Raw genomic sequence first — 12,307 nt, 5'->3', positions numbered from 1 at the left:
GGTGCGCGAAGTGGCCCATTCCCACGGAATCGAAGTTTCCTTTTCGCCTAAGATCGCGGTGGGGCAGGCCGGCTCCGGGATGCACTTCCACACGCGGCTGATGAAGGACGGCGTCAACCAGTTTTCGGAGGGCGCGGGGCTCACCGACGCCGCCCGCAAGGTCATCGGCGGCTACCTCCTCCATGCGGCGTCGCTCACGGCCTTCGGCAACACGGTGCCGACCTCGTTCCTGCGCCTCGTCCCCCGCCAAGAGGCCCCCACGGCCATCTGCTGGGGCGACCGCAATCGGTCGGTGCTCGTGCGGGTGCCGCTGGGATGGCAGAACCTCGATGACCGCATGTTCCGCGACGCCAACCCCCAGGAGGGGCCGGCGGGCGCGCTTCCGAACGACTCGCAGACCGTGGAGCTTCGCTCGCCCGACGGCTCGGCGAACGTCCACCTGCTGCTTGCCGGCGTGACGGTGGCCGCCCGGGTCGGACTGACCGATCCCGCAATGCTCGACTACGCGAATTTGAGACACGTCAGCGGGGACGCCTCGCAGATGGCCGAGCTCGAACAGCTTCCGACGTCGTGCGCCGAGGCCGCCCGGCGTCTGCTCGCCCAACGCTCGGCTTACGAGGAGCACGGCGTTTTCCCTTCGGGGCTCATCGACTCCTGGGCTCAGAAGCTCATTGGCTTGGGAGACGAGACTCTTCGCGAGGACATCGCGGAGAAGCGGGTACGGGTCGAAGACTTGGTCAAGCGCTATTTCCACGTGGGGTAGAGTTGGGAGGCGGCGCAGCCGACGCGCAAACAGGGCGCGCCGCCGCGTCGAAACCGTTCCGCGCAAACGGTCGGACGGCCCTTCGGCCGCCGCGGCATTGAGGAGAAAAAATGAAAGTCCTGGTCAACGTCTTCCATCCCAATCTCTCGGCTTCCACCGTCAACAAGGCGTGGGTCGGACGCCTCGAGGGCGAGCCCGAGGTCACCGTCCGCAAGATCTACGAGTTGTATCCCGACGGCAAGATCGACGTCGCCGCGGAGCAGGAGGCCCTGCTCGCGCACGAAAGGATCGTGTTCCAGCATCCCTTCTACTGGTACTCGACCCCGCCGCTCATGAAGCAGTGGCTCGACCAGGTGCTCACCTACAACTGGGCCTACGGGCCGAAAGGAAGGGCGCTCGAAGGGCGCGAGTGGGTCTCGGCCATTTCGACGGGCGGCCCGGCGGAGTCGTATCGCGCCGGCGGGTACAACAGCTTCTCGATGAGCGAGCTCATGAAGCCGCTGCAGCAGACGGCGAACCTGGTCCATCTGAAGTTCCTGCCCGCCTTCATCTTCAACGGCGCGGTCCAGGCGACGCCAACTGACGTCGAAGACTCGGCGGAGAGACTGGCCGAGCATATTCTCGATCCGCTGCTCGACCCCGAAAAGCGCTTGGCCGCGCTGAACGAGAAGATGGACGGCGAAGGAATCGAGCTGCACGCGGATTGATCCGGTGCCAGCGGCGCCGCGCAGGCGGCCTTGCGGCATGGGAATCCAGTGGCCGGCCCGCTCGGCCCGTCTGATCGGCGGGTTTCTTGCCCGGGTGGAAATCGCGGGGTCGGATTCGAATCGCAGGAGGTCGGATTGGACATAGCGATCGTCGGGTCGGGAACGATCGGCCTGACTTACGGCTGGCTTCTGTCTAAATGCCACGGCGTGACCCATGTTGTGCGCCCCGAGCGCAGCGGGTGGTATCGCGAGCCCTTCACCCTCCGCATCGCCGATCGTCGCAAGGCCGCTGATCGCCGCAAGGCCATTGACCGCCGCGAGCTCAAGGGCGTCGAGGCCGGGAAGCGCGAAGCTTCGGCAGGGGGCGAGTTTTCCTACCGTCCGCGGATTGCCTCAGACCCTGAGGAGGTCAGGTGCGACGTCGCTCTGGTGACGACCGATCGGCGTCGGCTCGCAAAATCCATGGAAACCGTGCGGGCGCTGGCCCGGTCCGGCCACGTCGTCTTCATGCTCAACCATTGGGACCTTCCCTCGCAGGCCGACGGCCTCCTGAGGCCCGAGCAGTATTCTTTGGGTTTCCCGGGCCAGGTCGGCGGGGGCCGAGACGGCCGCACGATCGAGGCGACTGTTTTCCCGCGGGGCACTGTGCTCGAGGCCGGAGACGACAGCCGGGATCGCCGTCTGCGCGAGGCATTCGAGGCGGCCGGACTGCATGTCAAGGCTCAGAAGGACATGGCCGGATGGCTCAAGCTTCACGGGCTCCAACAGGCCATGACGGTCGGTCCGATCCTTCGCGCGGGAGGGCTCGACGGCCTGCTGGAGGACCGTGCGGAGATGAAAAAGGCAATGCTTGCCTTGCGAGAGGGCGTTTCGACGGCCAGAGCCGACGGCGCGAATCCCCGAGGTTCGATGCTCGGGCGGCTCACCGCCGTTCCGGCGCCGTTGTCCGCCGCGTTGCTCCGACGCGTTCTTGGCCGGGCCGACGTGCGCACGATGGTCGAACGCCATATGCGCCACGGAATCGAGGAGTGGATAGCAGGGTATTGGGACGTGGTGGATGCGGCCGCGCGCCGCGGCGTGCCGGTTCCGCACGTCTTGGAATACAAACCGACGATCGTCGCCTTTGCGGAGGGCGGCGCATTCGCGGAGCAATGAGTCAAAGGGGCGGAGAGCGAACTTGGTGACTTCTCACCTGTCGCAATCGTGCCCGCGGCTGGTAGCTTGCGATGTGTCATGCACATGAGCGAGACCATCGGGAGCAACGACCATGCGGCGCCTTCTTTTCGCAACAGCCTCCTTGACCTTGGGCTTGAGCGGGTGTTTTCCCTCCGTTCCGGGCGCTTCTTCCGCCTCGTCCGTCCCCGCTCCCTCTGTTTCGCCTTCTCGCCGCTCTCCGTCTGTCTCCCCACCCGCGGCCGCTTCGCCCGCCGCCGGGCGGCTCGCCGTCAAAACGGCATTGCCGCAGCGGACGTTCACCTTCCAAGGGAAGACGAGCCAGTACGTCGTCTACGCCGACCATCTAGATGGAAAGAAGCCGAAGGGCGTGCTCTTCTACCTCCATGGAGACGGCTATCCCGAGTTTGCCCGCGGGGACAGCGCATACGTCCTCGAGTCCTTTAGACAGGTCGCGCGTCAGCGCGACCTGCTGCTGGTTGCGCCGGTCACTCCTGACAAGTCGACGAAAACATGGTGGCGCGACGAAAACTCGACCGCCTGGCTTCGGGCGTTCATCCTCGAAGTCTACAAACGGCACGGCGTCGGCAGGGACAATGTCTGGCTCGCCGGATTCTCGGGAGGCGCCGAGGAGATAACCAACTTCCTCATGGCGGAAAACAGCGACCTGTTCACTGGGGGCGGCGCGCTGATGGTCGGCGGAGGGAGCTTCGACCCAGAGAGCGATTTCTCGCCCCAGCCCGGCGCGGGGCTGAAAAGCAAGTTCACAATGGTGTGGCTTGTCGGCTCCCAAGACTCTCCGGGCAAAGGGGGATCGGACGGTTCGTTCGACGCCGTCGGCGAATCTGCCGCGGCGCTGCGCACGTACCGCGGCATCGGAATGAAACGCGCAAGCCGCGTGTGCGTTCGCGGCAAAGACCACAACGATTCCATCCGTTCGGGGGCGGGCATGCTCCGAAGAATGCTCGGGGGCCAAAGCGTCTCCGACGCTCCCTGCCCGGATGAGAAAGGTTAGAGCCGCAAGGGCCTTGGGCCTTTTCCGACGGGGACGGCGTCAGTAGGCTTGTAGGTGAGTTTTCTTCGTCCAGAGGAGTCGCCATGGGCACGCACAGCATTGCGCTGACGCATTACGCGGGCCGAGCCGGGGACCGCAACGACCGAGCGATGATAGCCTCCCATTTGCTGGCCGGCGCGCTGAGCGTGCGCTTGGGGACCTTCGCCTACGCGATAGGCTCCCGTCGCCCCGCCGCGGCTCAGCCGTGGGACGTCGAGCTGAAGCTGGCGCGAGCCGACCTGGTCGCCATGAGCCGCCGCTATGAAAGCGTCTTCGGGCAGGGAGCGCGGCCTGTCAGCGTCATGGGACGCTGCGCGGTGGCGCTCGCGACCCTTCCGGTCGTCGCCGCCCACAGGCCCGACGCCGTCGTCGTCTGGTTTGACGCCCACGCCGACGTCAACACGCCCGAGAGCACGACGAGCGACTACTTGGGAGGGCTCGCGCTTTCCGGGCCGCTCGGCCTGTGGGACTCCGGCCTGGGATCCGGCCTCGCAGCGGACAAGGCGATTCTTGTGGGCGTGCGCGACGTCGATCCGCCCGAACGCGGGACGATCGATTCGAGCGGGCTGACCGAAGTGCTGCCGGGCCCCGACCTTGCGCGGCGAGTCGCCTCCGCGGTGAAAGGCCGCCCGGTATACGTCCACATCGACTGCGACGTGCTGGAGCCGGGCGCCGTGCCGACGGAGTATCGGGTTCCGGGAGGCCTGACGCTCGCTGAACTGCGGGAGGTCGCCGAGGCGCTCGCCGAGGGCGAAGTGGTGGGTTTGGAAATCGGCGAGTTCGAGTCCGATACGGGCGACGAAGATTTCGTCTCGCTGCTGGACGCGCTGGCGCCCCTGCTGGGATAGCCGGCGCTGCCATTGAGAGAGCGGCGCCGCAATGCTCAGAATTCCCCCGATGTTCCTCATGTCCGGCGGCCTGGTCGCGCAGGCTTTGGCGCCTGCGTCTCCCGGCGGTCCGCGGTGGTGGCAGTGGGGCTTGTCGCTGCCGATTGCGCTCGCGGGGCTGGCGCTTCTGTTTGGCTCGTCGATGCGCTTCTACCGAGCAGGAGTTTCGGCCAACCCGGTCGACGTCGAACGCCCTCGCGCCCTCGTGCGCGACGGCGTGTACCGTCTCACGCGCAATCCCATGTACGTGGCAATGGTGGCGGCGATCCTCGCCGCCCACGCCGTTCTGCGCGGCCCGTGGGCCTGGCTGCCCGCCGCCTGTTTCGCGCTGCTCGTCGGCCTGCTGCAGGTTCCCGCGGAAGAAGCGGCTTTGCGACGCGCCTTTCCAAAGGAGTACGAGGAATACGCGAAGAGCGTTCCCCGATGGCTGGGGCGTCCGCGCTGAACGAACACGGCTGAAGGCGTCGGCCGGCCAGGCGCATGCTTGACTGCGTCGGCCCGGGGACCCTCACGCTGGAGGAGCCGAGCGGAAAAATGGACGTGCGACGTCAGAATCGCCAAGGCGACAGCCTCTACGCCTCCCGCGGGAACGTCGCCGCGGTGACGGCGGCCGTCCTCGCGGAGCCTGCGAGCATCGGCAAGGTCATCCCCTTCGGGGACGGATCGACGCCGATTGCACAAGCCGTCGCGAGTGCGCCGGCGGAGTTCCCCGACCACTTGTAGCGCGCGCCGACGCCGAAGCTCGGGTCGCTGTATTCCTCCTGAATGCCGGGGTCGAGCTGCCTCCAGGGCGACCATGCCCGCCACGCCCGAAAGTCTTCGATGCAAGGAAAGATGCGTGCCGCGGAAGCGGCTATCGACGTTTGACGCACGACCGTATAAGGCGTTCCCGCCGCGGATCCTTTCGAGTGTCCGTTCGGTTGCGGCGATTTTATCGAATGTTCAACTAATGGGACAAGGGTTCTCGTCTATGCCCACAGCCGTCTAGACGTCCGGGCGGCGAGAACGGAGAGCGCCGCCTCCGAGCCCCAAAGGAACGAACGCCGATCTGTCACATGAGCACCGATCTGAGGAGGATGCTCGTCTCGGAGCGGTGAACGCCCGGGGAGTTGCGAATGGCGGAGAGGACGACGTCGACGTCGGCGAGCTTTGTCACCGTGATCTCGGCTATGAGGTCCCATTCGCCGTTTGTCGCGTGCAGCGCCGTCACTTCGGGAAGCCCTCGCAGCATCCTAATCGTCTCCTCGACGTACGGGCCCTCGATTGCGAGGTGGGAGATGGCCCGGATGGCCGCGTCGGCGCGCTCGGCCACCCGAACCGTGAAGCCGAGGATGACGCCCGCCTCGGTTAGGGCGTCGATGCGGCGGGTGATCGTCGTGCGAGTGACGCCGAGGGCGCGAGCTAGCTCGGCGACGGGGGCGCGCCCGTCCACGCGGAGGGCGGAAAGGAGCGCGTGATCGAGGGAATCCAAGTTGGCCATAGCAGAATGCTAAACCGCTGTGGTCAATGTGTCGCGCAAATGCCCTAAAATTGTGCATTTACGTTGTTGCCACGCCATATCGCCTTCTCATACAGTTGACAGAACTGGACACTTTACAGAAAAGGGGGAACGTATGCGGTTCGTAAGCGTCAACAACATCCGTCGGTGGCTGGCATCCGTCGGGCCTGAAGCGGCGATTGCCGGAATGATCGATGCGCTGGAAGCGGATTTCCGCCGGTGGCCGGAGTTCGAGCTGCGGCCCCGCGTCGCCTCCCATTCCAAGGACGGCGTCATTGAGCTCATGCCGACCGCCGACGGCGCAACCTACGGATTCAAGTTTGTCAACGGGCACCCCTCCAATCCCGCACGCGGGTATCAGACCGTCACGGCTTTCGGCGTGCTGGCCGACGTCCACAACGGCTACCCCCGCTTCCAGTCCGAGATGACGATCCTCACGGCGCTGCGCACCGCCGCGATGTCCGGCCTGGCCACCAAACACCTCGCTCCCGAGGGGCCCTGCAACCTCGGGCTTGTCGGCGCCGGTTCGCAGTCGGAGTTTCAGACGCTCGCGGTGAAGATCGTCCGCGGCTTGGGCAAGGTCTCCGTGTTCGACGTCGATCGCGCAGCGAGCGAGAAGCTCGCCCGCAACCTCGCTCCTCTGGGCATTGACGTGCACATCGCCGACTCGGCCGCCGAGGCGGCGGCCGACGCCGACGTCATCACGACGTGCACAGCGGACAAGCGCAACGCCACTGTGCTTTCCCTCGAAGACGTACGGCCCGGCGTGCACATCAACGGGATCGGAGGCGATTGCCCCGGCAAGACGGAGCTGGACCACCGCATCCTCGACCTTGGGCCGGTGTTTGTGGAATATCCCGAGCAGACGCGCATCGAGGGCGAGATCCAGGCCAAGCCTGAGGATTACCCCGTCACCGAGATCTGGCAGGTCGTCGCCGGCCTCAAGGAGGGCCGCACCGGCGCCGACCAAGTGACGATCTTCGACTCCGTCGGCTTTGCCATCGAGGACTTCACCGCGCTGTGCTACCTGGAGAAAGCCGTTGAGGACACGGGATTCTACGAGGAGATCGACCTCATAGCCGATCCCGAGGATCCCAAGGACCTCTTCGGGCTCATCGGCGAGGAGGTCGCCGATCGGATCCCTGCATCCCAATTTGCCGGCGCATCCTCGCACAGACGCATCCGCGAGGTCACTCCGGCGTAGCGCCTGTCTCGGCGCCGGCCCGTCCGGGGTTCGGCGCCGAGGCGAGCCTTGTCTGCGGCGCAGGCCTTCGAGCCCCGCGCTGCTTGAATCCCTCGGCTTGAATCTCTCGGTGCGAGCACGTCTCGAATCCCTCTAAGCCTCGACGCCGCCCGATCGTTTAAGCCTCGGCGCCGCCCGATCGTTTTCCGCGGCGCTCACGCCTTCGCACCGTTTTCCGGGGAATGAGCCGTGCGGAGTTCAGGATGAAGGCCGTCTCGCTTCCCACGTGCACGATCGCGGCGAGCACCGGCGTGAGGATGCCCGCCGCAGCCAGCGCCATTCCGACGAGATCGACCGCGACGGTGCCGACGAAGTTGAACGTCACGATCGCCCGCGCACGCCGGGCGACGCGCACGGTCGAGACAAGGTCCGCCGGATCGGAGGCGACGAGCACGACGTCCGCGCTGTCTCGGGCGACGTCGGTCCCGCTGCCCATGGCGATGCCGACGTCGGCCCGGGCGAGCGACGGCGCGTCGTTGACGCCGTCGCCGACCATCGCCACCTTGCGCCCCGCGGCCCTTAACGAATCGACGAAGGCCGTTTTCTGCTCGGGAAGAAGCTCGGCTCGGCAGTCGTCGATGCCGAGCCGGACGCCGACGGCCCGCGCGGCGCCCTCCCCGTCGCCGGTCACCATGGCGACCTGCAGCCCCATGCGTTTCAGTTCGGCGACCGCGCCCGCCGCGCCGGGCCGAACGGCGTCGGCCAAGATTGCGGTTGCGCTGTACGCGCCGTCCACGCTCACATGAATGGGGGAGCCCTCGACGTCGCCGGAATCGGGGGCGTCCGTCACAAGCGACGAGTTGCCGGCGACGACGGTGCGCCCTCCGACTCGTGCGACGACTCCCATGCCTGGGCGGTACTCGAAGGAGTCGGGCGCTCCTGCGGCCGTCCCGCGCTCGCGGAGATGCTCGACCACGGCCTTGGCCAGCGGGTGCTCCGAATAGGATTCCGCCGTCGCCAGCAGAAACAGCAGTTCTTCTTCGTCGATTCCGGGGACAGCGTCGATGCGCTGAACGACGGGGGCTCCCGACGTCAGCGTCCCCGTCTTGTCGAAGACCACGGTTTCGACTTCGGAGAGCGCCTCGAGGTGCGCGCCGTCTTTGACGAACGCCCCGCTGTGTGCCGCCCTTGCGATCGCGGCGAGAACGGCGAGGGGAGTTCCGGCGGCGATTCCGCACGCCCCCGCCACAACGACCACGGAGATAGTCGTCGTCCAGTTCGAGGTCGCGACATAGGTCGCTGCCGCAGCGGCGAGCGCGATGTAGACGAGGTAGGCGGCGAATCGGTCGGCGAGCCTGACGACCGGGGCCCGTGAAGACTGCGCCTGCCTGATCGCTTCGACGATTTTGCCATACGAGGATTCCCCTCCCACCCGCTCGGCGCGAACTTCCAGCGCGCCGACCAGATTGATCGATCCGGCGAAAACGGCGTCCCTGCTTCCCACGTCCGCCGGGAGCGGCTCGCCCGTAATACGCGATTGGTCGACGGAGGATTCGCCGGCCGTCACGACGCCGTCCACGGGGATGCGCCCGCCGGGGCTGACGATGACGACGTTCCCGGGCTCGACGTCGGCCAGAGGGACGGAAACGGCGCTCTCGCCTTCGCGTATGCGCACCGTCTGCGGGAGGAAGGCCATGAGATCGGTCAAAGCGTCGTGCCCTCGCTCCACGGACAGGTCTTCGAGAATTTCGGCGGCCAGAACGAAAGCGGTGACGACCAAGGCCGTGAGCCACTCGCCGATGGCCGCCGCGGCGACGATCGCAATGAGCATCGACAGCTCCATGCTCATCCTGGCGTGTCGGATATCGCCCCAGGCTTCGACTGCGATCGGAAAACAGCCTGCGATAAGGCCCGCGACGGCCGCCGCAGGGAAGTCTTTCGTAGGTTGGGTCACGCCCAGGGCCAGCAGGACTGCGCAAAGTGCAACAAAGAGTGTGCGAAGGGCGTCCCGAGGATCGATTTTTGCCAGTAAATCTCTCGAAGCTGGATTTTGATCAATGTTGGAATGCATATGTGTTTCCGTTTGATGTTTGGAATGCTTCTGCATGTACTCGGGTGCGTCGAGCCCTACTAATGTACCACTGTGGTTGCATCGTTGTCTGCAGAACTTTTGGAATACCGTGTATACACACAGATGTTCGAAGCTTTGCGGGGTATTCAAACGGTTACTATGCCGGTAAACTGGTTATTCCGTAGAACGCGTCGCGTTGGGGCAAGCGTGACGTGCACGGTAGTAGCGCTGTGGAGGAGTGCATATGGAACGGGCCGCAGAAGTGGTCGAGCGTATCTCACCGAAACGCTCCCACTCCGGTTCCGCTGTGCGAGTCGCGGGCGACGGTGCGGCTGGGGCGGCCGACGACGTCGCCGAAGACGCTCAGCGTTCGCGCGATCGGCTTCGCGCTTTTGTGGGGCTGTCCCTCGGGGCGACCCTGCTTGTTCTCACCCTCTTTCTGGCCCCCCGGACGTTGGAATCCTGGCCCAATGCCGCCGTCGCGGTGACGGCGTGCGTTGCGGTCGCCTTGTCCGGCAGGTATCCGGTTGCCGGCGCCTGCGTCGAAGCCGTCGCGTTCGCGATGGTCTGGCTGACGCCCGACATAACGATCTCGTTGTCGTCGATGTCCATGTTCCTCGTCACCTCGATGGTCATCTGGTCTGGGCGGCGCGCGGTCATCTTTGTCGCCACGCCTTGGTATCTGGCGTCCGTCGTCGCCGTGAACGCGACAAGCGCGGCGGATCAAGAGGAACTTGTCAAAGGGACCCTCGTGTGGCTGGCGTTCGAGATGATTTTCGTGCTCATCGGCGAGCTCCTGCTGCGCCAGCGCCTGGCGAACGTCAAACTCGAAGAGAGACGGCGGGCCGAGCTGGCCGCCCAGCGCCGAGCCATCGCGCGGGAGCTTCACGACACCGCCGTCTATTCGGCCACGATGGTCGTCATGAGAGCCGAGGCAGCCAAACTTCGCAAGGAAGTGGACCCCCGGCTTGCCGAGGATCTCGAGTTCATCGCGCGGACCGGGCGCGCCGCAACGGCCGATCTGAGGCATATGCTCGAGCTTTTGCGCGCCACGGACAGCCTTGACGCAGCGTTCGAGGCCGACGTGGCCACCCGCTTCACGATTCGGGACAAGCCTCCGGCTGAGGCGATCTACGAACAGATAGGGAAGGTGAGGGCAGCCGGTCTAAAGGTCCAGGCTGCCGTCGACGGAGACGTCTCGAGGCTTCCCGAGGTCGTGGCGGCGACCTTTTCGCGCATAGTCACGGAAGCGTGCTCGAACATCGTCAAGCATGCCGACCGTCGCGGCCCCGTGACGATCATGGTGGAAGTCGGCGCTTACGCCGTAGACGCCATATTCATCAACATTGTGCCTTCGCCCGGCGACGGGCTGGACGCGCTAAGCGGCTTTCCCGCCGACCGATCGGATGCGAAAGTCAAACATTTCGGATTGGCCGGCCAACAAGAGCGCGTAGAGGCTCTTGGCGGGATGATTCGAGTCTCACAAGTTTCCGACCGGTGGATCGTTCGCGTATCCATCCCCCTGCATGGCTGAAAGCCAGGAGAGACGAACATGAAAGAATCTGAACGATTGGCGCGAGGCGCCCGCAACGGCGGGGTCGGCGCGGATCGCAAGAAGGTCATCAGGGTGGTCGTCGTCGACGACGACGAAGAGGTTCGCAAAAACGTCGCGACCTATCTGGAAACCGCCGAAGACATAGAGATCGTCGGCATGGGGGAGAACGGCATGGAGGCCGTTAGGCTTGTCGGCAGGCTCAATCCCGACATCCTCGTGACGGACGTCCGCATGCCTCTCATGGACGGCATCACCGCCAGCGAGCAGGTCAAGGCCCTCTATCCCGACACGAAGATCCTTCTGCTCACCACTTTCGACGACGACGAAGCGATGCTCTCCGGCCTTCAAGCCGGGGCCGGCGCCTTCCTTTTGAAGAACACGTCTCCGGAAGACATCGTCAAGAGCATCAGAGAAGTGTCCTCCGGCGGAACAGTCGTCTCTCCCGGGCCGACGTCGCGCTTGGTGAAGAACTACCTGGTGCCCTTGCCTCCCGACTCGGGGGTCAACGTCCAGTTCTCCAAGCGGGAAATGGACGTTCTCAGGCTCTTGTGCCAGGCGCATTCCAACTCGGAGATAGCCGCGCAGCTGTACGTCCAAGAATCGACGGTCAAGACGCACATCTCCTCGATTATGGCCAAGCTCGAGGTCAACAGCAGGCTTAAGGTGGTTGTGCGCGCCTACGAGCTGGGGCTTGTCCGGCATTGAAAAGACGGGCAAAAGTCGGGTTTTGGCAGGCTTTTCGTTTTTTCCTACTTTTGGGGGAAGCCGAAGGCTCTCCGGCTGAGTAAGCTTATAGACATCACGTATAGGAGGTAATACGGATGAAGACTTTGGGCATCGCCGCTGCGGCGTCAATCGCCTTTACGGCATCGCTTCTGCCGTTTGGAGGCGAATCCTACGCGGCAACGAATGCACACGTCGGGGCCGCTCAGAGCGAACTGCTCGCAAAAGGCGGCGCTTCCCAACCTGAGTTCTTCTGCACCATGCCATGGACTAGGAGCTGGAGAATCATGTGCGGGACCGAATACAGACGAGTATGGCGCTCGTGGTTCTAGCGCCGCGATACAACGATCGTCGCGACGAGAATAGCTGAATAGACCAGGTAATCGATTCGGAGCTTTATGCCCGAGTCCTTGGCCGACTGCACCTCGGTGCGGGAAGCCGAGAGTTATTTTCGTCCTTGCCGGTGGCAGTCGATTGACTAGGTCTCGATGCCGCCATTGCGCTCAGGGTGATGCGTGACACCCGCAGCGCACCTTGGGGCCCGGGCGAGCGTGACGCCCGGGCCCCGACATGTCTGCTTGGGAGCCGGTCCCTTCTACTCGGAGGGCTGTGCCGCTCGAACTGGAAGCCGTGCTCCCCGAAGCGAGGCCGGGTTTCTCAAATCGTCGGGCAGCCCTTTGCAAACCGAAGCGG

12 protein-coding genes are annotated in these 12,307 nt (G+C 65.0%); 10 read left to right on the top strand and 2 right to left on the bottom strand.

All coding sequences use genetic code 11. The features are described 5' to 3' along the window. From ACO48X_RS08900 to ACO48X_RS08870, 7 genes are all read left to right on the top strand, one after another. The coding region (locus tag ACO48X_RS08900) for a type I glutamate--ammonia ligase (RefSeq protein ID WP_485001734.1) at window positions 1–763 on the top strand (763 nt) is incomplete at its 5' end. A 110-nt stretch (window positions 764–873) separates the two neighbouring features. Further along, window positions 874–1,470: an NAD(P)H-dependent oxidoreductase gene (locus ACO48X_RS08895; protein WP_485001733.1), complete on the top strand. Its 597-nt coding sequence runs from the start codon at window positions 874–876 to the stop codon at window positions 1,468–1,470. A 135-nt stretch (window positions 1,471–1,605) separates the two neighbouring features. Then, window positions 1,606–2,625, top strand: coding sequence for a ketopantoate reductase family protein (locus ACO48X_RS08890; RefSeq protein ID WP_485001732.1), 1,020 nt, complete (start codon window positions 1,606–1,608; stop codon window positions 2,623–2,625). A gap of 301 nt (window positions 2,626–2,926) precedes the next feature. Then, window positions 2,927–3,658 (top strand): alpha/beta hydrolase family protein, encoded by a 732-nt coding sequence (locus tag ACO48X_RS08885; protein WP_485001731.1) that lies wholly within the window; start codon window positions 2,927–2,929, stop codon window positions 3,656–3,658. A gap of 83 nt (window positions 3,659–3,741) precedes the next feature. Further along, complete coding sequence (locus ACO48X_RS08880; RefSeq protein WP_485001730.1) at window positions 3,742–4,545, top strand: arginase family protein; 804 nt, start codon at window positions 3,742–3,744, stop codon at window positions 4,543–4,545. A 31-nt stretch (window positions 4,546–4,576) separates the two neighbouring features. After that, window positions 4,577–5,029: a methyltransferase family protein gene (locus ACO48X_RS08875; RefSeq protein ID WP_485001729.1), complete on the top strand. Its 453-nt coding sequence runs from the start codon at window positions 4,577–4,579 to the stop codon at window positions 5,027–5,029. A gap of 35 nt (window positions 5,030–5,064) precedes the next feature. Continuing rightward, window positions 5,065–5,307 carry a hypothetical protein gene (locus tag ACO48X_RS08870; protein ID WP_485001728.1) on the top strand — a complete coding sequence of 81 codons (243 nt, stop codon included), beginning with the start codon at window positions 5,065–5,067 and terminating at the stop codon, window positions 5,305–5,307. A 328-nt stretch (window positions 5,308–5,635) separates the two neighbouring features. Here ACO48X_RS08870 and ACO48X_RS08865 read toward each other — a convergent pair whose 3' ends face one another. Next, window positions 5,636–6,064, bottom strand: a complete 429-nt coding sequence (locus tag ACO48X_RS08865; RefSeq protein WP_485001727.1) for an Lrp/AsnC family transcriptional regulator — start codon at window positions 6,062–6,064, stop codon at window positions 5,636–5,638. A gap of 133 nt (window positions 6,065–6,197) precedes the next feature. Here ACO48X_RS08865 and ACO48X_RS08860 point away from each other — a divergent pair, with 133 nt between their 5' ends. After that, window positions 6,198–7,286, top strand: coding sequence for an ornithine cyclodeaminase (locus tag ACO48X_RS08860; protein ID WP_485001726.1), 1,089 nt, complete (start codon window positions 6,198–6,200; stop codon window positions 7,284–7,286). 157 nt (window positions 7,287–7,443) lie between these two features. Here the strand turns inward: ACO48X_RS08860 and ACO48X_RS08855 are convergent, their stop codons facing one another. Continuing rightward, complete coding sequence (locus ACO48X_RS08855; RefSeq protein ID WP_485001725.1) at window positions 7,444–9,114, bottom strand: heavy metal translocating P-type ATPase; 1,671 nt, start codon at window positions 9,112–9,114, stop codon at window positions 7,444–7,446. A gap of 466 nt (window positions 9,115–9,580) precedes the next feature. Between ACO48X_RS08855 and ACO48X_RS08850 the strand changes: the two genes are divergently transcribed. Together ACO48X_RS08850 and ACO48X_RS08845 are read left to right on the top strand one after the other, a co-directional pair. Then, window positions 9,581–10,870, top strand: a complete 1,290-nt coding sequence (locus tag ACO48X_RS08850; RefSeq protein WP_485001724.1) for a sensor histidine kinase — start codon at window positions 9,581–9,583, stop codon at window positions 10,868–10,870. Window positions 10,871–10,888: 18 nt separating this feature from the next. Further along, window positions 10,889–11,596: a response regulator gene (locus ACO48X_RS08845; protein ID WP_485001723.1), complete on the top strand. Its 708-nt coding sequence runs from the start codon at window positions 10,889–10,891 to the stop codon at window positions 11,594–11,596. Window positions 11,597–12,307: the final 711 nt, after the last annotated feature.

This window comes from Peptidiphaga sp. (assembly GCF_057238965.1).
The sequence above is the reverse complement of the archived record's forward strand: the minus strand, read 5'-3'. Positions and strand labels throughout refer to the sequence as shown.